This window comes from Pseudomonas sp. SCT, assembly GCF_003864275.1.
GTDB lineage: Bacteria > Pseudomonadota > Gammaproteobacteria > Pseudomonadales > Pseudomonadaceae > Stutzerimonas > Stutzerimonas stutzeri_AE.
Genome location: NZ_BDJA01000004.1, coordinates 396,091 through 420,696, shown reverse-complemented (window position 1 = coordinate 420,696; position 24,606 = coordinate 396,091). Strand labels below are relative to the sequence as shown.

At 62.4% G+C, this 24,606-nt stretch carries 22 protein-coding genes and 1 tRNA gene; 15 read left to right on the top strand and 8 right to left on the bottom strand.

Going from position 1 to position 24,606, the window contains the following annotated elements:
* Positions 1-204: 204 nt before the first annotated feature.
* The 13 genes from BHD08_RS13105 (at position 205) to BHD08_RS13040 (ending at position 11,001) form a co-directional block, all read left to right on the top strand.
* A complete protein-coding gene (locus tag BHD08_RS13105) occupies positions 205-1,572 on the top strand; it encodes a site-specific integrase (protein WP_256678690.1) in 1,368 nt (455 codons plus the stop codon).
* A gap of 667 nt (positions 1,573-2,239) precedes the next feature.
* Positions 2,240-2,671: a virulence-associated protein E gene (locus BHD08_RS13095; RefSeq protein ID WP_125022740.1), complete on the top strand. Its 432-nt coding sequence runs from the start codon at positions 2,240-2,242 to the stop codon at positions 2,669-2,671.
* Complete coding sequence (locus BHD08_RS13090; protein WP_177412674.1) at positions 2,668-4,212, top strand: YfjI family protein; 1,545 nt, start codon at positions 2,668-2,670, stop codon at positions 4,210-4,212. Before BHD08_RS13095 ends, BHD08_RS13090 begins: the two co-directional genes overlap by 4 nt.
* 11 nt (positions 4,213-4,223) lie before the next feature.
* A complete protein-coding gene (locus BHD08_RS13085) occupies positions 4,224-4,514 on the top strand; it encodes a hypothetical protein (protein ID WP_125022738.1) in 291 nt (96 codons plus the stop codon).
* Positions 4,515-4,578: 64 nt separating this feature from the next.
* Positions 4,579-4,965: a hypothetical protein gene (locus BHD08_RS13080; RefSeq protein ID WP_125022736.1), complete on the top strand. Its 387-nt coding sequence runs from the start codon at positions 4,579-4,581 to the stop codon at positions 4,963-4,965.
* Between the two features lie 150 nt (positions 4,966-5,115).
* Positions 5,116-6,333 carry a phage major capsid protein gene (locus BHD08_RS13075; RefSeq protein WP_125022734.1) on the top strand — a complete coding sequence of 406 codons (1,218 nt, stop codon included), beginning with the start codon at positions 5,116-5,118 and terminating at the stop codon, positions 6,331-6,333.
* Between the two features lie 3 nt (positions 6,334-6,336).
* Complete coding sequence (locus tag BHD08_RS13070) at positions 6,337-6,855, top strand: HK97 family phage prohead protease (RefSeq protein ID WP_125022732.1); 519 nt, start codon at positions 6,337-6,339, stop codon at positions 6,853-6,855.
* Positions 6,852-8,087, top strand: a complete 1,236-nt coding sequence (locus BHD08_RS13065; RefSeq protein WP_125022730.1) for a phage portal protein — start codon at positions 6,852-6,854, stop codon at positions 8,085-8,087. The genes BHD08_RS13070 and BHD08_RS13065 overlap by 4 nt, the downstream gene beginning before the upstream one ends.
* Positions 8,084-8,449, top strand: a complete 366-nt coding sequence (locus BHD08_RS13060; RefSeq protein ID WP_125022727.1) for an HNH endonuclease — start codon at positions 8,084-8,086, stop codon at positions 8,447-8,449. The genes BHD08_RS13065 and BHD08_RS13060 overlap by 4 nt, the downstream gene beginning before the upstream one ends.
* 185 nt (positions 8,450-8,634) lie before the next feature.
* Positions 8,635-8,916 carry a hypothetical protein gene (locus BHD08_RS23225; RefSeq protein ID WP_256678689.1) on the top strand — a complete coding sequence of 94 codons (282 nt, stop codon included), beginning with the start codon at positions 8,635-8,637 and terminating at the stop codon, positions 8,914-8,916.
* Positions 8,913-10,409, top strand: a complete 1,497-nt coding sequence (locus BHD08_RS13050; protein WP_125022723.1) for a terminase large subunit — start codon at positions 8,913-8,915, stop codon at positions 10,407-10,409. Before BHD08_RS23225 ends, BHD08_RS13050 begins: the two co-directional genes overlap by 4 nt.
* Positions 10,406-10,681: a head-tail connector protein gene (locus BHD08_RS13045; RefSeq protein WP_125022721.1), complete on the top strand. Its 276-nt coding sequence runs from the start codon at positions 10,406-10,408 to the stop codon at positions 10,679-10,681. Before BHD08_RS13050 ends, BHD08_RS13045 begins: the two co-directional genes overlap by 4 nt.
* Positions 10,681-11,001, top strand: coding sequence for a phage head closure protein (locus BHD08_RS13040; protein ID WP_125022719.1), 321 nt, complete (start codon positions 10,681-10,683; stop codon positions 10,999-11,001). Before BHD08_RS13045 ends, BHD08_RS13040 begins: the two co-directional genes overlap by 1 nt.
* A gap of 382 nt (positions 11,002-11,383) precedes the next feature.
* Here the strand turns inward: BHD08_RS13040 and BHD08_RS13035 are convergent.
* The 4 genes from BHD08_RS13035 to BHD08_RS13020 all read right to left on the bottom strand — a co-directional run bounded on the left by BHD08_RS13035 (position 11,384) and on the right by BHD08_RS13020 (position 14,771).
* Positions 11,384-11,459 (bottom strand) — tRNA-Thr (locus BHD08_RS13035).
* Between the two features lie 100 nt (positions 11,460-11,559).
* Entirely contained in the window at positions 11,560-12,762 is a 1,203-nt protein-coding gene (locus BHD08_RS13030; protein WP_125022717.1) for a methyltransferase, read from the bottom strand.
* A 94-nt stretch (positions 12,763-12,856) separates the two neighbouring features.
* Positions 12,857-14,233 (bottom strand): TRAP transporter large permease subunit, encoded by a 1,377-nt coding sequence (locus tag BHD08_RS13025; protein ID WP_125022715.1) that lies wholly within the window; start codon positions 14,231-14,233, stop codon positions 12,857-12,859.
* The gene (locus BHD08_RS13020; protein WP_125022713.1) at positions 14,226-14,771 is read right to left on the bottom strand and encodes a TRAP transporter small permease subunit; all 546 of its coding nucleotides are present in this window, start codon (positions 14,769-14,771) and stop codon (positions 14,226-14,228) included. The genes BHD08_RS13025 and BHD08_RS13020 overlap by 8 nt, the downstream gene beginning before the upstream one ends.
* A gap of 294 nt (positions 14,772-15,065) precedes the next feature.
* Here BHD08_RS13020 and BHD08_RS13015 point away from each other — a divergent pair, with 294 nt between their 5' ends.
* Positions 15,066-16,169 (top strand): TRAP transporter substrate-binding protein, encoded by a 1,104-nt coding sequence (locus BHD08_RS13015; protein ID WP_015278662.1) that lies wholly within the window; start codon positions 15,066-15,068, stop codon positions 16,167-16,169.
* An 89-nt stretch (positions 16,170-16,258) separates the two neighbouring features.
* On the opposite strand, the gene BHD08_RS13010 is transcribed toward BHD08_RS13015, so the two are convergent.
* The 4 genes from BHD08_RS13010 to BHD08_RS12995 form a co-directional block, all read right to left on the bottom strand.
* Positions 16,259-16,684, bottom strand: a complete 426-nt coding sequence (locus BHD08_RS13010) for an OsmC family protein (protein WP_015278661.1) — start codon at positions 16,682-16,684, stop codon at positions 16,259-16,261.
* 44 nt (positions 16,685-16,728) lie between these two features.
* Positions 16,729-17,037 (bottom strand): DUF2388 domain-containing protein, encoded by a 309-nt coding sequence (locus BHD08_RS13005; protein ID WP_015278660.1) that lies wholly within the window; start codon positions 17,035-17,037, stop codon positions 16,729-16,731.
* Positions 17,038-17,103: 66 nt separating this feature from the next.
* On the bottom strand, positions 17,104-21,801 hold the full coding sequence (locus BHD08_RS13000; RefSeq protein ID WP_041756804.1) for a PAS domain S-box protein: 4,698 nt from the start codon (positions 21,799-21,801) through the stop codon (positions 17,104-17,106).
* A gap of 187 nt (positions 21,802-21,988) precedes the next feature.
* Entirely contained in the window at positions 21,989-23,581 is a 1,593-nt protein-coding gene (locus BHD08_RS12995) for a murein L,D-transpeptidase (RefSeq protein WP_125022711.1), read from the bottom strand.
* Between the two features lie 218 nt (positions 23,582-23,799).
* Here BHD08_RS12995 and BHD08_RS12990 point away from each other — a divergent pair, with 218 nt between their 5' ends.
* Positions 23,800-24,513, top strand: a complete 714-nt coding sequence (locus BHD08_RS12990) for a murein L,D-transpeptidase catalytic domain family protein (RefSeq protein WP_125022709.1) — start codon at positions 23,800-23,802, stop codon at positions 24,511-24,513.
* The last annotated feature ends 93 nt before the right edge of the window (positions 24,514-24,606 follow it).

The following is a 24,606-nucleotide window of genomic DNA, read 5'->3' as shown; positions in this document are numbered from 1 at the left end:
TTTAAATCGTGGTGCCGGCACCAGGAGTCGAACCCGGGAGCTACTGATTACAAGACGGTTGCTATGATCGTTTTTTGAGCATCATGCCGTTTCAGACTGTTTAGCTGAAGCCCTTGTTATACGGGGCTTGTGGCTTTTTCTTGTTTCGCGTCGTTTCGTCATGTAACGTTCAGCACAACCAATTACGTTGACCAAACGTTGACCATGAACAAGCGCGCTCCCTCCTTTGTTAATGACCAGATGCTGAAAGGCATGAAGCCCGGCTGCAAGCCTCTGACGGAGAGCCTGCCCGGGCGAGGTAGTGGCGCGATCATGTTCAAGCGGCCTGGCGATGGCGCGCCTGCTGCATTCTTTCGCTACTACCTGGACGGCAAGCAGAAGCTACTCAAGATCGGTGACTATCGCTCAACCCATCGGGCGACTGGTATGACTTTGATCGAGATTCGAGACAAAGCGCGAGCTATGTCTGAACGGCTACGTCATGAACCAGATCTGCGAGCAGCTATAGAGGCAGATGACGCGTTCAAGGAAGCCGAGCGCCAGGAGCGCATACGCCAATTTGAGGCACTGAAGCAGAAGCAGGCCGACGAGGCTGCGCGAGGAAGCGTTGCGGATTTGCTTGCTGATTACTTGCTAGCGCGTAGCGGGAAGGTCGGTGAGCGCCAGTTGGCTGAATGGCGTCGTGTAATCGAGGCGGACATTCCTGCCTCAATCCAGAAGCTCAAGTGCGATGCCGTGACGCCCGCCACTGTCGAGAAGATCCTGACCCCGATCTGGAAGCGTGGCGCGACGAGCCAGGCAGAGAAGGTCCGCGCCTTTCTGCGAGCCGCTTTTCAGTACGGACTTACCGCCGAGCACACCATCGGCAGAGCCAGCGGCAAGCGCTTTGGTTTAGCGCTCAACCCGGTGGACGCGGTGAAGGTTGAGCACGCAACGAGGTCTGTTGAGCGGGCGCTAAGCGATGCTGAGCTGAGCAAGTTCTGGCACACCATCGAGATAACCGAAGGCGTCGGCCCGGTCATGGCGTTGCTGTTCAAGTTTGTTATCGCAACTGGCGGGCAGCGCATCGCCCAAGTCGCCAGGGAGCCTTGGTCGAGTTTCGATGTGGATAAGAAGGTCATGCGCCTGATCGACGTAAAAGGCCGGGGAAGCGTGAAGCGCGTTCACTTGGTGCCGCTAACCGATCGCGCCGTCGAGATTCTGGAAGACGTGTTCGAGATAAATGGCGAAGAAAACTGGCCTTGGACTTCTACCGGTAAGGCACCGTTTGTAGTGACCAGCTTTACCCATGCAATTGCTGATTGGTGCCGCTCGAAGCACGCCGTCATTGATGGCAAGCGAATCGAGCGATTCACCCCGAGAGACTTGCGGCGTACCTGCACGCAACTGATGCAGCGGCACGGTATACCTGACGAGCAATCGGACCTATTGCAGAGTCACGGCCAAACTGGCGTCGTGGGGCGGCATTACCGGAATAACCCAGAGGCCTATCTGCCGGCGAAGATCGAAGCGATGGAGGCGTTCGAGGCGGCACTCGCTGCGCAACTGAAACATCTTGATACAACTTCCTGACACCTTCCAGTAATGGCCCGTGGGTGTGTCTGGGTGTGTCTGGGTACATCTGGGGCTATTTTCGGTTCGCTCCTACGGCACTAACAGGGCGCAAGTTTTAGACACAATGAAAATATGCACTTTGAAACAGCGTAGCGGCACAAGTAACATCGTGATCACTGGCTAGGCATACAGCGACCGCGTGAAACACCAGTCACACCACGGTGCCGCGCGCGAGCAGTAGGATTTGCAGACAAAGAAAAGCCCGGTAGTGGAATACCGGGCTGATCCGGGTAGGACGGTGGAACGTCCACGTTGCAAACCAGCTAGCTAGTTAACAACCCCGAGGGGAGAAGCTTTTGAGAGGGCTTCAGGTATACGGTTAGTATACCGAGTAGACTTTATTACCCCAGCTGTTATGCGTCAATGCATAGCGTCTGATGGGTAGTCCACTCACCTCTCGGTTTTTTTTCAACTCCAGTTGGAGAAACCGATGCACACATCTAAGCCCCTGATGGGCACCTTCAAGCCAGCCGCGCACTTTTGCGAGCATCTCGAAATCAGCCGCACCACTTGGTGGCGCTGGACAAAAACGCCTGGATTTCCTGAGCCGATTCGGTTCGGACGCTCTGTCCGCTGGCCAATCGAGTCTGTTGAGCGCTTCCTGACCCAACAGGAGGCCTAAGCCATGATCTATTCACAACCCTGCAATCTGGCGGGGACGGGATCGGCTTGCCATCCGATTGACCAAGTGTTGTCCCGACTGGACAAAGTGAAGGCAAACGGCGCTAGCAAGTGGAAGGCCTGCTGCCCTGCGCATGATGACCGTGACCCTAGCTTAAGCATCCGCGAAGCAGATGACGGGAAAGTGCTTTTGCATTGCTGGTGCGGCTGTTCAGCCCGTGACGTTGCGGCTGCTATTGGTTTGGAGCTGCGTGATTTGTTTCCCGGGAAATATCAGCAGCGGCGAGGGCCGAGCAAGGCTGCCATTGAGCACGAGCGCCGTATCGTCAGCATCGGTCTTTCTCTACTCGCACAAGGGGCGAAGCTGCCGCAAACCGACCTTGATCGTTTGGATATCGCACGTCGCCGGCTAGCGCGACTGGAGGCCTGCCAATGACCGCCGCTCAGGATCTATATGCGGACCAATGGGGCGGGATGGTTGCCAGCCTGCCAGCCTTTGCCGCTGAAATGCCGGATCACGCACTGGCTGATTATCTAAGTCCCGGCACAGTTCCTATGCCATTGCCGACCGGGCTTTCTGCCGCGATGGCTTGGGATGACGAGCTGCTGCCGAAGGAGCTTAGGTACTTCGTCAGAGACGTTGCCGACCGCACTCAATGCCCGCCTGATTTTGTGGCTGTGGCGCTGGTTGTTGGAATCAGCGCCGTGGTAGGCCGCAAGTTCAGCATCCACCCGAAGCAGCACGACGACTGGGAAGTCGTGCCGAATCAATGGGGCTGCATTATCGGCAGGCCGTCCGCGATGAAGTCGCCAGCGATGAAGCAGGCACTACGCCCACTTGCGGCGCTGGAGGCGAAAGAGCGGGAGCAGCATAAGGCGGCGATGACCGAGCACAAGGCGGCTGGCGAGATGCTAGAACTTGAGCGCAGGTCGTCCAAGGAAAAAGCAAAGAAACTGGTGACCAATGGCGACAAGGCCGGTGCACTGGCAGAGCTGACAAGGTTCGCGGATGACTTGCCGCCCCCGGTGCCGCGCCGGTACATCGTCAACGACGCAACGGTCGAGAAGCTAGGGGAGCTGCTGAACGAAAACCCCAACGGTCTCCTGCTGGTGCGTGACGAGCTGGGCGGATGGCTCGCTACGATGCAAACAGAGGATGGCGCAGTTGGTCGCGCCTTCTACCTAGAGTGCTTCGACGGCAACGGATCTTTTGTTTACGACCGGATTGGGCGCGGAACCGTGTTTATCGAATCCTGTTGCCTCTCGCTGATCGGTGGCATTCAGCCCTCGCGTATCGCGCCACTGGTGCGCGGGGCGGTCACTGGTGCGCTGGATGATGGTCTTGTTCAGCGCCTGCAATTGGCGGTATGGCCGGATGACGACAAAGAATGGTCTTTCGTGGATCGCTGGCCAAACCAGGCCGCCAGGGAGCGTGTCGAGGGCGTGATTCATCGCCTGGACCAAATGCCAGACGATCCTCGTCATGCACTTCATTTTGTGCCGGAAGCGCAGGAGCTGTTCAACGCTTGGTATACGGAGCACATGCTTGAAATCAAGCGCGACGAGATTCATCCGGCGTTGCAATCGCACTTCATGAAGATGCCGCAAACCATCGCTGGACTTGCTTTGCTGTTCGGCCTAATCGACGGTGGAATCGAAGCTGTAGGACTTCAAGCGACCGCTCGGGCGCTGGATTGGGCCGACTATCTCAAGTCCCATGCATGTCGTTTGTATGGTGCCGCGATCAACGCTCCGCTCATGGCTGCGAAGCTAATCCAAGAGCGAAAGGACAAGCTGCCCGAGCCGTTTACGCCGCGCGACGTCTTGCGTAAAGGATGGGCCGGTTTGGAGTCCCTGGACGCGGTAAATGAGGCTATTGCGATCCTCAGCGAGCATCACATCGTCATTGGCTATGAGGTCGCTGGGGAGAAGGGCGGGCGGCCGTCGAGGCGGTACGTTTGGCGGAGGACTGCATGATGGGACGGTGGATGCAGAAAATCCAAAAAGGGGCCGATGCCGTACTGACAAAACCGACACAACCTAGTTTTGTCAGTTCTGTCGGTAGCCCATCCGGCGATTTTGAGAAAAAGCAGGCTGCGAACGACCCACTAACCCCGCAGCAAGTTGGCTGGCTGGCATCCGTCGCGTCTCTGCTGGAAGTGGCAACCAACCATCTAGTTGAAGGCGGCTTCATCGACCGATACGACTTAGACGAGCAGCTTGATGCGGAGCCATCGGAAGTGGCGCGCCTGATCCGATCTGACCCCCGCTGGTACTAACTCACCAACGCGGCTGTATGGGACCAGGGGGGGCGCCGCAGCCGCAGCTCAAGGAGTAACAACCATGACTCAACAATCAATCGCGTCTCGCGTAGGCCCAGCCATGACCAGCGCCGAACTACTCGCCCAAGCTGGCATTGAGGTCGGACAGGTGCTGTACAGCGTCAAGGTACGCTTTCCCGATGGCGGGCTGGCTCAGCAATTCCCCGGACTGACCGTTTGTGGCGTTGCCGTCGAGGTGATGGAGCGACTGAAAAAGGAATACCCCAACGCCAGCGTGAACCTGATCCGCTACGGTGTAGGCATCGAGAATCGAGCAGAAGCTGAGGCGCTAACCGAGAGGACGAAGGAGGCCATCATCGACGCAAGAGACAAGGAATATTCCGGTCGTGCTCTGCTGCAAGAGCTGGAGTTCTGGACACCGACCGACAGAGGCGCCCCGGCGCACTGACCAACCAGCGACACCGAACCCCGCCACCGAGCGGGGTTTTTTATGCCCGCTACAACGTGCGTCACCTACCTGTCAACGATTAGTTGCGTCGCACACTGTATGTATGTACAGTATTCGTGCATGTCATCTAACTTTACAGGTAAGACACCGATGAAGATTTCCGCCCTACGCGAGCAGCGCTCCGCCAAGGTCGCCGCCATGAAAACCCTGGTAGATGCCGCAGACGCCGAAGGCCGCGATCTGTCTGCCGACGAAACCAAGCAATTCGACACCCTCAAGACCGAAGAGCGCGCCCTGTCCGCTCAGGTTGAGCGCGCCGAGTACCTTGGCGAAGTAGAACGCCGCGCCGCTGGCACTCCGGTATCGGGCGCACCCTCTGCCGACTTCGAGCGCCTGGCTGACTCCGTAAGCGTCACCCGCGTGATCCGCGCTCAGATGGAAGGCCGCAGCCTGGACGGCGCCGAGGCTGAATATGCTCGCGAAGCTGAACGCCGCAGCGGTCGCAAAGCCGAGGGCGCCTTCGTACCCTTCGCCAGTCTCGAGAAGCGCGCCAACACCACCGCGACCGCGCCTGAACTGGTAGGCACCGACCATCGCGCTCAGGACTACATTGGCCCGCTGCGTGAGGCTCTGCTGGCTCGCCAGATGGGCGTGCGCGTAATGACCGGCCTGCGTGGCAATGTCGCTATTCCGAAGTTCGGCAGCGGCCTTGAAACCGGCTGGGTTACCGAAGGCCAGGCCGTGCCTGAAGCCGAGATGAGCTTCGATCAAGTCACCCTGACCCCGAAGCACGTCGGCGGCAAAACTGAGATGAGCCGCCAGCTCATTCAGCAGAGCGCCCCGTCTATCGAGCAACTGGTGCGCGAGGATCTGAGCTTCTTGATCGCCAAGCAAATCGACGCCGCGATCATCAACGGTTCCGGTCTGGCTGGGCAGCCGCTGGGCATCCTGAACACGGTTGGCATCCAAGCCGCTGGTGATGTTCCGACTACCTGGGCTGGCGTTCTGGCGATGCTGGAAATGCTCGACGATGTGGATATCAGCAACGGTCGCTGGCTGACCACTGCGGCTATCCGCACCGCCTTGGCTGGTGCTGAGAAGGTCGCTGGTTCCGGTTCGGGCTTCCTGTACGACAACGGCGCTATGGCTGGCCTGTCCCTGGCTGCTAGCAAGAACGTCCCGGCCGGCAAGCTGATCCTCGGTGACTTCAGCCAGGTCATGCTGGGCGTCTGGTCCGAAGTGGACATTCTGGTGAACCCATACGCTGAGCCAGCCTACAGCCGTGGCGGCATTCAGGTTCGCGCGATGGCCACCGTCGATACCGCCGTGCGCCACCCGCAAGGCTTCGTCGTAGCGACCGAGGTCTAATCAATGGAACGGCGCGCAAGCAATGGGCTGAAGCCTGACGGACGCAAGCTGACCGGCTATGCCGCTCGGTTCAACTCTGAGACGGACCTGGGCGAGTTTGTGGAAGTCATCCGCCCCGGTGCCTTCACCCGGACGCTTGCCGCCGCTTCTGCTGGAAACATCCGGGCGATTTACGAGCATGACGGCAAGTCGCTGCTCGGTCGCCTGGGTGCCGGCACTCTGCGACTGTCCGAAGATTCCGAGGGCCTGGCGTTCGAGCTGGACCTTCCCGACACCACCCTAGGCCGCGATCTGGCCGAGCTGGTGAAGCGTGGCGACGTGGCCGGCTGCTCGTTCGGGTTCTTGCCCGTGCGCGACACCTGGACCGAAGGCGCCAAACCTGTCCGCGAATTGCGCGATGTGGACCTGTTCGAGGTCACCATCACCGCAAACCCCGCCTATAACGCAACCAGCGTCCAAGTTCGTAGCAAATTGCCGCGCTCGGTTCGCCTTGCCCGTCTGTATCTGGAGGCCTGCCAGTGAAATTTCCGCGCCTGTTCAAACGATCCAGCCCCGAGCCGACGACCCCGGCATTCGACACCTACTACGACCGCCTGACGGGCTTTCCTGGCGTGGCCGGTGTAGACGTGAACACCACGACCGCCGAGGGCATCAGCGCCGTCTATGCCTGCGTGGCGGCCATCAGTGAGACGGTGGGCAGCCTGCCGCTCGACGTGTACCGCAACACCGAAGACGGACGCGAGAAGGCGAAAACCCATCCCCTCTATCGTCTACTGCACGATGCGCCGAACAACTACCAGACCGCCCTGGAGTTCCGCGAGCAGATGCAACGTCACGTCCTGCTGCGTGGTAATGCCTATGCGGAAATCGTGTGGAACCCGAACGGTTCGGTGAAAGCCCTGCTGCCGCTGCACCCCGATAGCGTGACCGTGCTGCGCTCGAGCCTGGGCAATCTGGTCTATGACCACGTTGACGGCAAAGGCAACCAGCGCCGCCTGCTGGCCGATGAAGTCCTGCACCTGCGATACCACTCCGACGATGGAATCCTGGGCCGCAGCCCGATCCAAGTAGCCCGCGACACTATCGGCCTGGCCCTGGCCGAGCGTACCCACGGCGCCAAGATGTTCGAGCAGGGCACCAAGCTATCGGGCGTCATCGAGACACCACCCGGCACCACGAAAGAGCAGGCCGGGCAGATCCGCGAAAGCTGGTCCGCTGGTCAAGCCGGTATCGCCAACCACGGCAAGACCGCCGTCCTGCCACAAGGCGCGACGTTCAAGACTGTGAGCATGACGCTAGAGGATGCCGAGTGGATTGAAGCCCGGCGCCTGTCCATCGTCGAGACAGCCCGTCTGTTCCGCGTACCGCCCGTGATGATCGGGGATATGGAGGCCGCGAACTATTCGAACGTGGTCGAGCTGGCCCGCTTCTTCGTGACCAACACCCTGCGCCGTCATCTCGTGATGTGGGAACAGGCGATCAACCGGGCGTGCATTACCAATCCGGCGTTCTTCGTCGAGCACAACGTGGAAGGTCTGCTGCGTGGCGACAGCCTTGCTCGAGCCAACTTCTACCAGCGCGGCATTGAAGACGGATGGATGCTCCGTTCTGAAGTGCGCCGCATTGAAAACCTGCCAGCCATCGAGGGTATCGACGATGCGCAAACTGAAAATGCAACGCCTGCCACTGGAAGACCGAATGCACAACCCGATGCTGCCGATCAGGATGCACAGGCCAAAGGGGCAGCAGCATGAAGAAGAAACGCACGCTGAGCCTGAACAGCAGCGCCTGGAAGCAGCTCCGCGCCGAGGTGCTGGCCAGTGAGCCGCTGTGCCGTATGTGTGCCGCCCGTGGTCTTGTCGTGCCAGCCACTGACGTGGACCACATCGAGGACAGCCGCGAGGACTACACCGACGACAACAGTCGGGAGAATTTGCAGAGCCTGTGCCACGACTGCCACTCACTCAAGACAGCCGCGAGCATGAACAAAAGCGTGTTCCTGGGCTGCGACGTGAACGGGATGCCACTCGACCCGGCGCACCCGTGGAATCGAGCGGAAAAATCACCAGCAACCGCTGGCGAGAAGACCGCCCCCTCCCTGCTTTTTTATTGCTAAGTGCCATGAAAACGACCCCACGCCGCCCCCGCTCAGACAGTGCTAGAGCCGCTGTAGCAGCCGCTCAGGCCGTTGCGCTTGGACCTATAGCGCCGCCTGCGTTTGTGCGCGTAGGGAAGGCAGCCAGACCGTTTTGGGACGCCATCGTCACCGCCCGCCCGCGTGATACTTGGACCGATGCTGACTTGATCCTGGCCGGAAGCCTGGCCCGTGCCTATGCCGACATCGAGGCGCTGCAAGATGCCATCGACCGTGACGGGCTGCTGGTGGACGGCAAGCCGAACCCCGCCTGTGATCTGCTCGACAAGATGAGCCGCCGCGCCCTGGCGACTGGCCGGCAACTCAAGGTCGATACCATCGCCACCGTGGGCAAGGCTCAGAACATCCCGAAAGGCGCCGAACTGGAGCGAGACGCCCGCGCTCAGCTCGACGACGACCTGATCCCAACCCTGGCGACGATGCAATGACCAGGGCCGAGAAGATCATCAGCTTTTGCGAGAAGTACCTCGTGGTGCCGGAAGGTGCCGACGTGGGCAAGCCGATGCGCCTGGCTGAGTTTCAGAAAGAGTTCATCCGAGCTGTATACGACAATCCGGCCGGCACACGGCGCGCCATCTGCTCGATAGCGAGAAAGAACGGAAAATCCGGGCTGATCGCTGGCCTGATCCTGGCGCATCTGGTCGGGCCGGAAGCCAAGCAGAACAGCCAGCTAGTGTCGGGCGCTATGAGCCGTGACCAAGCCGCCCTGGTGTTCAACCTGGCCGCAAAGATGGTTCAACAGTCGCCGGCCTTGTCGAAGATCGTCCGCATCGTGCCGAGCGGGAAGCGCCTGCTAGGTCTGCCGCTGAATACCGAGTTTCGCGCACTGGCCGCTGACGGCAGAACGGCACACGGCCTTTCCCCGGTGCTCGCCATTCTCGACGAGATAGGGCAGATCCGCGGGCCGCAGTCCGACTTCGTGGATGCCATCACGACCAGCCAGGGCGCACACGCCGACCCGCTGCTGATCGCTATCAGTACCCAAGCGGCGAACGATGCCGATCTGCTGAGCCAGTGGATCGACGACGCCAAGCAGTCGAAAGACCCGCGCATCGTCTGCCACCTGTACGCCGCTCCGAAGGGCTGCGACCTGCTGGACGTTGAAGCGTGGAAAGCGGCCAACCCGGCGCTGGGCCTGTTCCGCTCCGAAGACGACCTGCGCGAGCAGATGCAGCAAGCGGCGCGGATGCCGTCTATGTCCAACACCGCCCGGAACCTGCTGCTGAATCAGCGCGTGAGCCTGGACAGCCCGTTCATATCGCCTGACGTGTGGATGGCCTGCGATGCCGAGCCGGAACCCTTCGACGGTCCCGTTTATGCCGGCCTGGACCTGTCCGCCCGTACAGACCTGACGGCGCTCGTGCTGATCGGCAAAACGGCTGGCGTCTGGCAGGTTCGCCCGTACTTCTGGACGCCCGAGCAGGGCATTTTCGACCGCGCCAAGAAAGACCGCGCCCCGTATGACCAGTGGGCCGCCGAAGGCTATCTGCGCACGACACCTGGCGCGACGGTGGACTATGAAGCCGTGGCCGCCGATATGGCTGAGATCCTGTCCGACGTGGATATTCAGGCCGTGGCGTTCGACCGCTGGCGTATCGACATTTTCAAGAAAGAACTCGACCGCCTGGGTCTCGATCTGCCGCTAGTGCCGCACGGCCAAGGCTTTAAGGATATGGCCCCCGCGCTCGACGCCCTGGAAGCCGAGCTGCTGAACGGACGTGTCGCCCACGGCAACCACCCGGTGCTGACGATGTGTGCCGCCAATGCCGTAGCGGTAAAAGACCCGGCCGGCAGCCGCAAGCTCGACAAATCACGCCGCACGGGCCGAATCGACGGCCTGCAAGCCCTGGCAATGGCAATGGGCGCCGCCCAAGCCGCAGCCGCCCCCTTTGAGATTGATACCGAGGTGTTCTTCGTATGATTACCGTGGCCGAAGCCAAACAGCACCTGCGCGTCATGCACGCAATGGAAGACCCGCTGATCCAGCTCTATCTGGACGCCGCAACCCGGCACGTCGAGCAGTACCTGGGCGAAGACCTGCCAGACCCAATGCCCGAGGCAATCCAAGCCGCAATTCTGCTGCTGACGGGCGACCTGTACGTCAACCGGGAGCGCCAGTCCGACCGCCCGATTCACGAAAACACGGCTTACCAGCTCCTGCTGGCGCCGTATAAGTCGATGGCGGTGCTGTGATGAATACCGGACGCCGCCGTCATCCCGTAGAGGTTCAGGCCTATACCTCGACCCAAGATCCGGTTACCGGGGAAATGATTCAGGGCTGGGCAACCATCGGTATCGAATGGGCAAGCATCGAGGGTATCAACGGGCGCGAGTTCATCGCCGCAGCGGCTGAGCAATCGGCCACGACGACGCGAGTCATCATCGGCTACCGCGACGACCTGACCACGGCGCACCGCCTGGCCTACCACGGCAAAAAGTACAACCTGAAAGCCATCCTGCCCAACAACACGCGCACCGAGCTGGTGTGTATGTGTGAGGTCGGCTTGATCTGAACCACGGGCCGGCGTGGCAAACCCTAGAGGGCAAAAAAGTTGGGCCGGATTGGTTTGGCGGTTTCCAAGTGAGAAATAACCGTCACTGTTTCGCGTGACCGCAGCCTGGGCGGGCCTTCGGGATAAGCCAGGACGGGGATTAGACGGGTAGTGCCTCGTTTCAGAAAAACCCCGTCACGCTGTGCGGCCGAGAATCCTAGCCCCACTTTGGGGTTGGCCGGTGACAGTAACCGCCCGCGTTTGGGCACAAAAAAACCCCGCCTGCGTGATGCTGTGCGGGGTTTTTCTTTGGCAGCGCGCTAACGTTGACCCTTGCATTGACCTATACAGAGGTCGCTGGGATAACGTTGACCGCCAATTCAAGCTAAACGCTTGATTTATATGGTGCCGGCACCAGGAGTCGAACCCGGGACCTACTGATTACAAGTCAGTTGCTCTACCAGCTGAGCTATACCGGCAATTGAGGGTCGCCATTATATCCATTGCGCGCGGCGAGTAAACCGTTTGATTACGGTGACTTGCAGCCCGTTATTCAGGCCGCTTCACATTCTTCGTGGCTCAATCGCGCTCGGCGAGCAGCAGCAGGTTCCGCGGGGTCAGTTCGCTTGTGCAGAACGTGCCCAGGCGAACCCGGTAGCCCTTCTCATCCAGTAGCAATGCGCGATCGAGCAGCAGCCAGAGCTCCAGCGGCCGGCGGAACAGGCCGCGTACCAGTTCCAGGTTGCGGACTTCGGCCAGGCGTTGCCAGCCGGCACGTTCCAGCGCTGCCCAGTCCTGTTCGCCAGGTGCTGGTAGTTGCTTGAGCGCAGCGAGGTCGCGGCAGTACTCGGCGAAATCTTTTTTCAGCCAGGCGCTGGGTAGCGACGGCGTCGGCAGATAGTCGCCCTGCTGGCGCAGGCGTCGTTGCAGCATGTCGAACGCCAGCCGCCAGGCCATGGATTGATCGCGGTTGCGCCGCTCGCGGGCGCCAGCGGTGACGGTTTCGCTCAGCGGCAGACCGAGATCGTCGCGGCTCAGCAGCAGCGATGACGCCCTGGCCGCCTGCGACAGCGGGGTGTAGTGCTGGTCGGCGGTGCGGTTGTAGCAGCAGGGCGCCACCGCGAGCTGGCGGCATTGTGTGTCGATGGCCAGCTGCAGCAGCCGGACATGCAGGTCGCCACAGGCATGCAGCGCGACTGGCGTGTGGAAGGCGTGCAGCTGTTCGGCAGCGCTGGCGGCCAGTACGTCCTGGCAGCGATGATTTGCCGCGATGCCGAGGCGCTGGCTGAGTTGCGTGCCCGCTTCGACCAGGGCCTCGTCCCATTCCAGGCAAGTCAGCGCGGCTCCGTCGCGGGCCAGATGACGCCCGAGGTGCCCTTTGCCCGCGCACCAGTCCAACCAGTGAAGCGGCTTTTCGCGAAACCGCAGGCGCGCGCCAAATGCCTGGATCTGCAGCGACTTGCGTCCCGGCACGTCGACGCTTTGCCGGTGATCGGCAGGGTGCCAGTGGTCGGCCGGTAACTCGTCGGTCTGGCTCAGCTGTTGGGCAATGGCGGCCAGTTGCGGGAAGGGCGCGGGTGCGGCCAGAGTGGCCGGCTGGTTATGCGCAGCCTCGGCATCGGCCAGCGAGCGGCCACGGAGCCAGGCGGCGAGTTCGGGGTGGTCGGCTTCCCAGGGCAGTGTTCGGCACACGAACGGGCGCGGCCGCCATAGCGACTGATGCTCGGTGAGGAACTGGTCCAGCGCATGGAAGCGCTGGTGCAGGCTGGGGGCAGTTGACATCGGCGGGACAGGCGTTCGGCTGGGAGCCGATTGTAGCGGTACGGTACGGCTGAAAGCACAACGCCCGTCGTCGACGGGCGTTGCTGGGCGGGTATTACTTGCCGTAGACCTGTTCAGGCAGCCAGGTGACGATTCCCGGCCACATGTAGGCCACCACCAGCATACCGATCTGGATCGCAATGAACGGCAGCACACCTTTGTACATCACGCTGGTAGGTACGCTGCGTGGCGTGACGCCGCGCAGGTAGAACAGCGAGAAGCCGAACGGCGGGGTAAGGAATGACGTCTGCAGGTTGATCGCAAACATCACGCCGAGCCACACCGGGTCCAGGCCCATGGCGAGCAGGATCGGGCCGACGATGGGCACCACGACGAAGATGATCTCGATGAAGTCGAGGATAAAGCCCAGCAGGAAGATGACCAGCATCACCACCAGGAAGGCGCCAAGCACACCGCCAGGCAGCGAGTGCAGCGCATCCTCGATCAGCGCTTCACCACCGAAACCGCGGAATACCAGGGAGAACAGCGAGGCACCGATGAGAATCAGGAACACCATCGAGGTGATCTCGGTGGTGCCGAAGGCGACCTGCTTGAGCTGGCTGAAATTCAGCTGGCCCTTGGCGATCGACAGCAGCGTCGCGCCCAGCGCGCCGATCGCGGCGGCCTCGGTGGGCGTGGCGTAGCCAGCGAGAATCGAGCCAAGCACTGCGGTGATCAGCGCCAGCGGTGGCAGCAACGCACCGATCAGCTTGCCCCATTCGATCGGCCCCAGCTCTTCCTGCGGCAGGGCGGGTAGCTTCTTCGGCTGGAAGATGGCGACGGCGATCAGGTAGAGGATGTACATGCCGACCAGCACCAGGCCCGGAATCAGCGCGCCGACGAACAGATCCCCGACCGAGACGGTCTTGGGCGAAAAGATACCCATCTTCAGCTGCGCCTGCTGGAAGGCGCTGGACATCACGTCGCCGAGCAGAACCAGGATGATCGATGGCGGGATGATCTGCCCTAGGGTGCCGGTGGCGGCGAGGGTGCCGGTGGCAATGGCCGGGTCGTAGCCGCGACGCAGCATGGTCGGCAGTGCCAGCAAACCCATGGTGACTACGGTGGCGCCGACGATGCCGGTACTGGCAGCGAGCAGCGCGCCGACCACGCAGACCGAGATCGCCAGGCCGCCACGCATGGTGCCGAACAGCCGCGACATCGACTCCAGCAGATCTTCGGCGACGCGGGATTTCTCCAGCATCACACCCATGAAGACGAACAAGGGTACTGCCAGCATCGTCTGGTTGTTCATGATGCCGAAGATGCGATTCGGCAACGCGTGCAGGTAGCCGACGTCAAAGGAGCCGGTGACCACGCCGATACCGGCGAACAGCAATGCCATGCCACCGAGGGTGAAGGCGACCGGGTAGCCCGACATCAGGGCGAAGCAGATGCTGATGAACAGCAGGATGGCCATGATCTCACCCATGCTTCACCTCCGCTTCCGGCAGGCGACCGGCGATGCGATAGCCCGCCTTGATCAGGTCGGAAACGGCCTGCAGGGCGAGGCTGGCAACCAGCAGCAGGATGATGCTTTTCTGCAGGTAGACGAACTTCAGCCCGCCGGACTCATTCGAGCCCTCCAGCGTCGACCAGGAATTGCTGACGTAATCCCAGCTGTTCCAGCCAAGGAACAGGCATACCGGCAGCAGGAACAGCAGGTGGCCCACGCCGTCTACGGTCGCCTGCCGGCGGCCACTGAACTTCTGATAGAAGATATCGACGCGCACGTGACCGTTGCGCTGCAGGGTCCAGGCGGCAGCGCCCATGAACACCAGCGCGTGGCCGTACATCACCGCTTCCTGCAGGGCGATTGCGCCAATGCCGAAACCGTAGCGCAGCACCACCACGATGGCGGTGCCGATGACAAGAAACAGGGTGATCCAGGCACATAACTGGCCGAGGCGCATGTTGCACGCATCGATGAGGCCAGCCACGCGCAGCAGAGGCGAGGGGCTGTGGGACATTTGTAGTCCTTCTTAGTAGACGCAAGGTTGGCGGGAGCGGCGATTCTTGCAGCACTGGCGCTTGGCAGCAATCGGCCTACGACTTTTAGCTTATACGCTAGGCTTGAGACGCCGGAGGCTCTAATGTTAGTCGAGCCCGGAGTGCCGTCTGCGCATCCGGCGCAGGTTTCGCCGCATGCGCCCGTCAGCCAGCGTGGCATTGGGCGTACACGGAATGAAAAGAACGCGGCGGTCCGGCAAAAAAAGCGTGGCCTTGCCGTTGCGCAATAAGAACAAATAACAAGGAGTAACCGCATGAAACGTCGTGACATTCTCACCGCCGCTGGCGTAGGCCTGGCGGCCACCGCTCTGGCTGGCTGCAATGACAAGAGCGACAAGCCGGTAGCGGGCGAAAGCAAGCAGGCCGAGCAGCAGACATTCAACTGGAAGATGGTCACCTCCTGGCCGAAGAACTTCCCCGGCGTCGGCGTAGGCGCCGAGCGCTTCGCCAATCTGGTCAACGAGATGAGCGGTGGCCGGCTGAAGATCAAGGTCTATGCCGCAGGCGAACTGGTTCCGGCGCTGGAAGTATTCGACGCGGTATCGCGTGGCACGGCCGAAATGGGCCATGGCGCGCCGTACTACTGGAAGGGCAAGGTGCCGGCCGCGCAGTTCTTCTGCGCCCTGCCGTTCGGCCCGAACGCCCAGGAAATGAATGCCTGGCTGCATCGTGGCGGCGGCATGCAGCTCTGGGAAGAGGTCTACAAGCCCTACGGCGTGCTGCCGATGGCCTGTGGCGCCACTGGCGTGCAGACCGCGGGCTGGTTCAACAAGGAAATCAACTCGGTTGATGATTTCAAGGGCCTGAAGATGCGTACCCCCGGCCTGGGCGGCGAAGTGCTGACCAAGATGGGCGGGACCGTGGTGAACATGCCGGCCGGTGAAATCTTCACTGCCCTGCAGACCGGCGCGATCGACGCCACCGAGTGGATCGGACCGTACAACGACCTGGCGCTGGGTCTGCACAAGGCGTCCAAGTACTACTACACGCCGGGCTGGCAGGAACCGAACGTCACGTTCGAACTGGACGTGAATCTCAAGGCCTGGGACACGCTGCCGGATGATCTGAAAGCCATCGTTCGTGCCGCCGCCCGCGACGTCAACGGCGACATGCTCGACGACTACAACGCTAAGAACATGGAAGCGCTGGAGCAACTGCGCGAGCAGGGCGTGGAAGTGCGTCGTCTGCCGGATGAGGTGCTGGCGCGCCTGAAGGAAGTTGCCGCCGAAGTGGTCGATGCTTCCGCCAAGGCCGACCCGGTCGCGTCCAAGGTGTGGGAGCAGCAGAGTGCCTATCTCAAGCGGCTGTATGACTATGCCGAGCTGAACGAGAAAGACATCTACAACATCCGCGGCTGATTTCTGCTGGATGCAAAAACGCCACCCCGGCAACGGGGTGGCGTTTTTTTATGCGCTAGCGGAATCGGTTGATGTGCGGGTTCCGTCGATCAGCTTTCCAACGTGGCGTTCAGGCTGATGCGGGCGTTGAGCACCTTGGACACCGGGCAGCCTTCCTTCGCCTGGTTGGCGATCTGCTGGAACTGCGCCTCGTCCGCCCCCGGGATTCGTGCCTTGAGGGTAAGGTCGACCGCCGTGATGCTGAACCCTTCGCCATCTTTGTCGAGCGTGACCTCGGCGCGGGTGTCGATGCGTTCGGCAGTGAGCCCGGCCTGGCCGAGCATCATCGACAACGCCATGGAGAAGCAGCCGGCATGAGCGGCACCGATCAGCTCTTCCGGATTGGTGCCGGGCGCGCCTTCGAAACGGGTGTTGAACCCGTAGGGATTGTCCTTCAGCGCACCGCTTTCGGTGGTGATCGTGCCTTTGCCGTCTTTCAGGCCGCCTTGCCAGACGGCGGAAGCGCTCTTCTTCATGAACTGTCCTCGCGTAGGTGGGTGGATGGTTCAGTGCGTGCCGGTCAGTGGGACTGCTCGGCTGCCAGAATGGCGCTCGCCAGCTCCATGTCGGTTGCCTGCAGTTGCGGCTGTTCGCTGCGCAATTGCTTGAGCATGGCTTCCAGATACGGACCGCGGATTTCACCGTTGCTGGCGACGAAGCTGCCCGCTTCTTCGCGCGCCGGGATCACCAGCTTGTTGTCCTTGAACGTCAGGTAAGTCGATGCGGTGGTCGCCCCTGAGGACAGGATGTCACGTACCAGGCCATCGGCCATGACGCTGCCGATGGGGGCCAGGGCCAGGGTGCACGCCACCAAAAGTGTCTTGCGCATGAGCGGAACCTCCGTGCTGTCGTACTTCTGAGAGTGCGATGCGCGGACGAGAGTTCCGGTTGCCGCTCAGCTTGCGCCGTCGATGAGTTTGCGAATGCGCGCAGCCAGAATGTCGATGCTGAACGGCTTGGGCAGGATGTCCATGCCCGGGCCGAGGAAGTCGTTGCGCATCTCCTCGTCGGGCACGTAGCCGGTGATGAACAGCACCTTTAGCTCAGGACGGTGCTGGCGGGCACTTTCCACCAGCTGCCGTCCATTGAGGCCCGGCAGGCCGAAATCGGTAATCAGCAGATCGAGGTGCTGCTCGCTGTGCAGATGAGGCAGCGCGCTGCCGGCATCACAGGCTTCCAGCACCTGATAGCCAAGCTCGTTCAGAACTTCCACGACGAGCATGCGCACTGCCGCTTCATCCTCCACCACCAGCACGGTCTCGCCGTGCATGGCGCTGGGCACCTCCGTTTGCTGTTGCGGCCCGGGTGGCGGGGCATCTTCTGCCTGGTTGCGCGGCAGGTAGAGGATGACCTGGGTGCCTTCGCCCAGCCTGCTGTCGATGCGCACATGGCCGCCGGTCTGCTTGGCGAAGCCGTAGACCATGGATAGACCGAGGCCGGTGCCCTGGCCGATCGGCTTGGTGGTGAAGAACGGATCGAACGCCTTGGCGATAGTCTGCGCGGACATGCCGGAGCCATTGTCGGTGACGCTGAGCACCACGTAATCGCCTGGCTCCGGTGCGTCCGGTTGGTGATGCTGGATGCGCACATTGCAGGTGTTGACGCCGAGCCGCCCACCGTCAGGCATCGCGTCCCTGGCATTGATCACCAGATTGAGCAGCGCATTCTCCAGCTGATGGCCGTCGGTATAGGCGATCCAGGCATCGGACTGCAGTTCGACTTCCAGCTGGATATGCTCGCCCATGGTGCGACGCAGCATGTCTTCCATCGACACCACCAGCAGATTCACATCGACAGGCTTGGGGTCCAGCGACTGCCGCCGCGCAAATGCCAGCAGGCGATGCGTAAGGGCGGCAGCGCGGTTGGCCGATGTGGTGGCGGCGTCGATGTAGCGGTCCAGATCACCGGTCACACCGTTGGCGACGCGCCGCTGGATCAGGTCGAGGGCGCCGAGTACGCCAGTCAGCATGTTGTTGAAATCATGCGCCAAGCCACCGGTGAGCTGACCGATGGCTTCCATCTTCTGCGCGTGGCGCAGCGCATCCTCGGCTCGCTCGCGTTCGGCCATTTCGATATGCAGACGGCTATTGATCGCGGCCAGCTCGCGGGTCCGCTCGGCTACGCGGCGCTCGAGGCTGTCGTTGAGTTCGCGCAGCGCCTCTTCGGCGGCGACTTGGGCAGTAACGTCGGTATTGGTGCCGAACCAGTGGGTAACCTGGCCGAAGTCATCGCGAATCGGCAACGCGCGTGAGAGGAACCAGCGGTATTTGCCATCCTTGCCGCGCAACGGAAAGGTTTCTTCCCAGATCGAGCCGATGGCGAAGGCGCGCTTCATCGACGCGCTGACCCGCTCATGGTGATCAGGGTGGTTCACGGCACGCCAGCCCAGGGCGCGCATGGCCTCGCTGGTGGTGCCGGTGTAGTCGTACCAGCGCTTGTTGTACCAGTAGATGCGCCCGCCGGGATCGGCCATCCAGGCGAACTGGCTCATGTTGTCGGCCAGGGTACGGAACTGCTCCTCGCTTTCGCGCAGGGCGCGCTCGGCGCGCATGCGCTCGTCGGCGGTCCAGGCGCGGTCGGCGACTTCGCGGATGAACGAGATGTCGTCGTCGAACCAGCCGCGCGGCTGTTCCTCCAGCAGCATGAACACGGCGGAAAGGCGTCCCTGCTCGAACAGCGGCACGCAGACGAGGCTGCGAATCTGGCTTTCGGCGAAGTTCTCGGCGTGACTGGCGGTGCGGGCGTCGTGCAGCACGTCCTCAATCACCACCAGTTCGTTTTCCTGAAGATCGTAAAAAAAATCTCCGTAATCGGCGAAATTGACCACCTCGGTGCTGCTGTCCGAGCTGCCGTCGCTCCAGTAGCGTTCGATGGTGGCGCGCTGGCTGGAGGCGTCGACGCTGGCGAACAGCACGCGCGAGACACCGGTGGTGCGCCCGATCACGCTGACCGCGGCATGGGCAATGGTCTGGCTGTCATGCTGCTCGCGCAGCAGGTCACCCAGTTCGATCAGTGCCGTTTGCCGTTGCTCGGCCTGCTGGCGGTCCCTGATCTGCTCTTCGAGCATCTCGTTCATGCGCAGCATGCGCTCGGCGGCATTGCGCTCGGCGGTGATGTTGCGCGCGGTGCCGAGAATGCGCACCGCACCGCTGGCGTCGAACAGCCGGCGACCACGATTGGCCAGCCAGACGAACTCGTTGATGCGGGTATCGAAGATCCGGTAGTCGAGCTGGAACTCGCCGTCGCCTTTTCCGGCCAGGGTGTCGCCCAGCGCCTTGAGCAACTTGCCGCGATCGTCCGGGTGCACCCGGGCGAGGATTTCGTGCACGTCCAGTCCTGGCTGGTCCGGCGGTATCCCGGCCATGGCCTTGAGCTGGGTATCCCAGTGCAATGAATGATGACTGTCGCGGTATTCCCAGACGCCAATCGAGGCGATCTCGTTGGCCAGGCTGATGCGCTGCTCCGCGTCGCGCAGTGCCTTGTTCGCCCGTATGCGCTCGGCGGCACCGCGCAGACGTTCCAGCACTTCGCGGGCCAGGGCGATGTCGTCCGGGCTCCAGGGCTGTGCCTGGCTGCGGGCGAAGATGAGCACTGCGTGCGGCTTGGTAGCCTCGATGGTCGGCAGCTCGCTGATCAGCAGCGTGGCGCTGGTCAGGCTCTGGTGCAGGGCCTGTGCGGCGTCGGGCACGATGATGTGCTCATGCGGCAGCCGGGCGAGCAGCTGCACAGCGTCCGCCTGCAGCATGTGATGACCCAGACGGCTTGGGGCATCCGCCGCAAGCCACTCCTGCTGCACGATCAGCTCGTCATTCTCGACATGCCCCCAGGCGATGCAGTCGCAACGGGTCAGGCGCGCCAAGCGTTCGTCGAGCACGCAGCAGAGATCGACACGTTCATTTTCGGCTTGCAGGCAGTCGCTCAACTCCAGCAGAAAGGCCTGCAGCGCCTGATGCTGGGTACGCTCGCTGATGTCGCTGAACGTGCAGATCGCGCCCTGCAGTTCGCCGTCGCGGTAGATCGGCGCGACGCGATACTCCACCGGCAGGCTGCTGCCATCGACGCGAAAGAACAGCTCGTGTTCGACATGGCGAGGTTCGCCGGTGATCGCCGTATGCTGGATCGGGCAGTCCTGGACCGGGTAGGGGCTGCCGTCGGCATGGCTGTGGTGGATCAGTTGGTGCAGTTGGCGGCCAAGTACCTCGTCCCGGCTGGTGAAGCCGAGCAGGTTGAGAAATGCATCGTTGCACAGGGTCACCGCCCCGCTGCGGTCGATGGAGTAGAAGCCTTCGTTGGCCGAGTCGAGCAGCAGGCGGGTAAAGGCTTCGCTTTCCAGACGCTGCATTTCCGATCGCCGGCGACTGTCGACGTCCTGCGCCACACAGATCCAGTGCAGCAGGCTGCCGTCCGCGTCGTAGACGGGTGCGGCGTTGGCCTGAAACCAGCGCAGGCTGCCATCGACATCTTGTAGCGGCAGCTCGAGCCGACACGGCAATTCGCGACCCATGGCCTGCCGCCATTGTTCGACGGTCGCCTCGCGCTCGCTGGCGGCAATCGCCGCCAGCCAGCCTTCACCGAGCGATTGCTCCTCGTCGAGTCCGGTGAACTCGCACCAGTAGCTGTTACAGAAACTCAACTGTCCCTGCGCGTCGCACTGCCAGACCATCTGTGGGCTCAGATCGACCAGGGTGCGGTAGCGCTCTTCGGTTTGGCGCGCGCGAGCCTGTTGCAAGCGGCTCTCGGTGAGGTCGCGCAGAATCTTCACGAACCCCCGCGGGCGGCCATTGGCCAGTAGCGGGGTGAGGATGCCGCTGCCCCAGAAGCGTGAGCCGTCGCTGCGCTGGTGCCAGCGCTCATCGATGGCTCTGCCTTGCTCGAGCGCTGTGCGCATTTCCTGTTCGTCGACGCTACGTGCGCGGTCCTCGTCGGTGAAGATCATGCTGGCGTGCTGGCCGATGGCTTCTTCGGCGGACCAGCCGAGCAGCAACTGTGCACCGCTGTTCCAGCTGGTGATGTAGCCGTTCGGGTCGGTAGCGAGGATGGCGTAATCCTGGGCGCTGTCGATGATCTGCCGGCTGCGCTCCTCCTCGGCGCGGAGCCGGCGCAACTCCAGCAATGCCATCACCTGCCGTGCCACGGCCTGCAGCTGTGCGGCCTGGCGCGCCGTCAGCTCGCGAGGCTGATGATCGCAGACGCAAAGGGTGCCCAGCGCCAGGCCGTCGTCGTCACGCAAGATGGCCGCGGCATAGAAGCCGGCAATCTCTCCATCGCCAAAACGTGGCAATTCCAGTTGGGTGGACGTGTCGTTGGCGCAATGCACCACCAGCGGTCCGGCTTGCAGAATGGCCTCGGCGCACAGCGCACGTTCGCGCGCCAGCGGTTGCTGCGCCAGGCCGATGGCGGCCTTGCAATGCTGAAACTGCGCATCGATGAAATGAATAGCCGCAGCCGGACAGGCACACAGCTGCGCAGCCATGGCGGCGAGCTCGGCAAAATCCGCGTCGGAGGCGTCGTCCAGCGCGGGATAGCGAGCCAGTGCGGCCAGCCGTTCAGCTTCGTTCCAGGTCGCTGCGGGGGCGCTGTAATCGGCGTTCAAAATGTCCTGCTCGGCTGTCCATGGCGCTGAGTAATTCAGACGGGTCACGAAAGAGAACCCTCGGCAGCGAGAGCCGCTGTCGAGGGGTCAGCAAAAGACTACGCCGAGGGCACGAGGTTCAGACGGCAGGCGAGAAAATCCCCGACGAACGGCGCGGTCTTTGGTCGACCAGTAGGCTGTTTTCCGATCAAAGCCGCCGGGCGGCGTTCAATGCCTGCAGCAGCGCGGCATCGCGCTTGTAGATGTCCGGGCGGTATACAGGGCGGCCATTTTCGTCGGTGTCGGCTGTCCAGTAGGCCATCAGGATCGGCGTCGGGCGCGCCAGTCGATATTCGTGCGTCTTGCCGGTCTGCAGCAGTGTGGCAACGGTTTCCCGTTCGCCGGGCTCGAGCAGCAGGTCAGCCAGCTGCATGGCGGCTTCAACCCTTACGCAGCCGGAGCTGAACGCCCGCGAGGCACGACCGAACAACGGTTGGCTCGGTGTGTCGTGCAGGTACACGGAGAACGGGTTGGCGAAACGGATTGCGACCTGGCCAAGCGGATTGTCCGGGCCGGCATCCTGGCGCAGGAGGATGCCGTGCGGGTTGTTCCAGTCGACGCTATGCGGGTCCAGGCTGTTGCCCTGTGCGTCGAGAACGCGCATCTGGTGGCGCGCCAGGTAGCCGACGTCCTGACGGATCAGGGGCAGCTTGTCCTGACGCAGGATGGTCGGTGGCACCGTCCAGGTGGGGTTCAGCGTCAGGCGCGTGACTCGTGATTTGAGTGGCGGAGTCTGGCGTGCCTCGCGGCCGACCTGGGTACGGGTCTGCCAGAAGGGGCAGCTGTCGCGGAAATAGATCAATCGCGCGCCGGCGATATCCACCAGCAGCGACTGCGGCTCGAGGTCACGAGTGATCCAGCGCAGCCGCTCGAGGTTGATGCGCAGCTGGTCCAGACGGCTGGCCGGGCTGACGTTCAGCGCGGCCAGCGTGGCGGCTCCGACGATGCCGTCATCCTCGAGTCCGTGCTGCAACTGGAAGCCCTTCACCGCCTCGACCAGCTCGTCGTCGTAACGCAGTTCCATGGCTGGCGTACTGCCGGCGCCGGCGAGCAGCAGTTCGCGCAGCAGCGGCACCCGCGCATCGCTCATCCCCGGTCGTAGCGTCGGGCCGGCCGGCACGGGTCGCCAGGCGGGCAGCGAGTTCTGACGTGCCGCTGCATAAGCGGCACGCAGATCGCGGTAGAGCGCATGCTCCGGGCGGGCACGATCGAAGGCACTCGGTAGGCCGCTGAGGCCTTGTACGGCGATCTGCACCAGCGGCCCGGTATCATCAGGCTCCGGCAGGTCGGGACTGCGCCAGATCGGCTCGACGACCGCCTGCCGCAGGCGGCCATGGGACAGGTGATAAAGCGCTTCAAGGTAGGCATGGCTGGCAAGGATATCGCTGCACTCGCGCTGCAGCAGCGCGGGGGAGGGTCGCTGCAACTGCGCGCGAATGCGTTCCGGCTGATACTGGGCCGGGTCAAGGCCATCGTCCGCCAGTGCTGCGAGTTGCTGCAGCAGGCCGTCGAGCATGGCGTAGGCATTCCACACCGGCTGGTGGTGCACCGCTTGGTAGAACGCCGAGAGCCGCTGCAGCGCGGCCGGTTCGAGCCTGCTCGGCAGTGAAGGGCAGCTCTGCGGCAGGCTTTGCAGCGCGTCAGCCAGTGGTGTCGGCTGGGTGGCGACTGGCTCGGCGACGGCTGCGCCCGCGATGAGGCAGAGCCAGATGGTCAGACGGGGTGCACATTTTTTAACCAATGTTTCGCTCCAGACCGTTCCGGTGGCTGCTAGACTGCGCCCTTGTGAGGCTGTGGCCGCGGCAGCGCCGCTGGCCGCGCGAATCATAAAAACATATCGCGCCGGATATGGGGTGCTCGTTCGTCCCGCCCGGCTTCGTGTGCGCTGCTGCTGCGGCGAGTATAAGGCGCCGGCCGGACAGGAAGTCGTCACGCCGTGCCCGATGAGGTTGCTTGCTCATGATGTCCATGCTTCGACGCGCCTGCCTGGCTGCAGGTCTTTTCGTCTTCGTCTCGCCTGTATGGGCGGCCAACGCCACGTATCAGCCGATGGTCGACAGCCTCGCCCGGCTGGCACCGAAACTCGATAAGCAGGTGCTGACCCACGCGGTCGCTGCCATGCAGTGTGCGGTCAACAATGGCGCGAGTGCCGCCCAGCGCCTGGCGGTGATCGACTTCTCGCTGCCTTCCAGCGAACGCCGGCTATGGATATTCGACCTGGAGAAGGAGCAGCTGCTGCTCGAGGACCTGGTCGCGCATGGACAGAAATCTGGCGATAACCACGCCACCAGCTTTTCCAACGCGGTGGGCAGTCATCAGTCCAGCATCGGTCTGTTCCGCACCGCTGAAAGCTACAGCGGCAAGCACGGCTACTCGCTGCGTATGGATGGACTGGAACCGGGCATCAATGATCGCGCCCGCGAACGGGCCATCGTCATTCATCCGGCCGACTACGTGAATCCGTCCTGGATCGCCACCCAGGGCCGTATCGGTCGCAGCCAGGGTTGTCCGGCGGTACGGCCGGAAGTGGCGCGGATGGTGGTCGATAGCCTTAAGGGCGGCCAGTTCATGTTCTCCTGGTATCCCGACCAGCAATGGTTGCAGTCTTCGGCCTACCTCAACTGCAAGCCCAATCAGGTGGCGAGCATTCTCGCGGTACGCTCGGGCGGCTGATTCAGCGCTCGGCCCGTCGCAAGGCGGCGTCATCCGCGCAACTGCGCGCGCTGACGCAGGCGCGGCGCGAGCTGGCGTAGGGTGGATCACGCT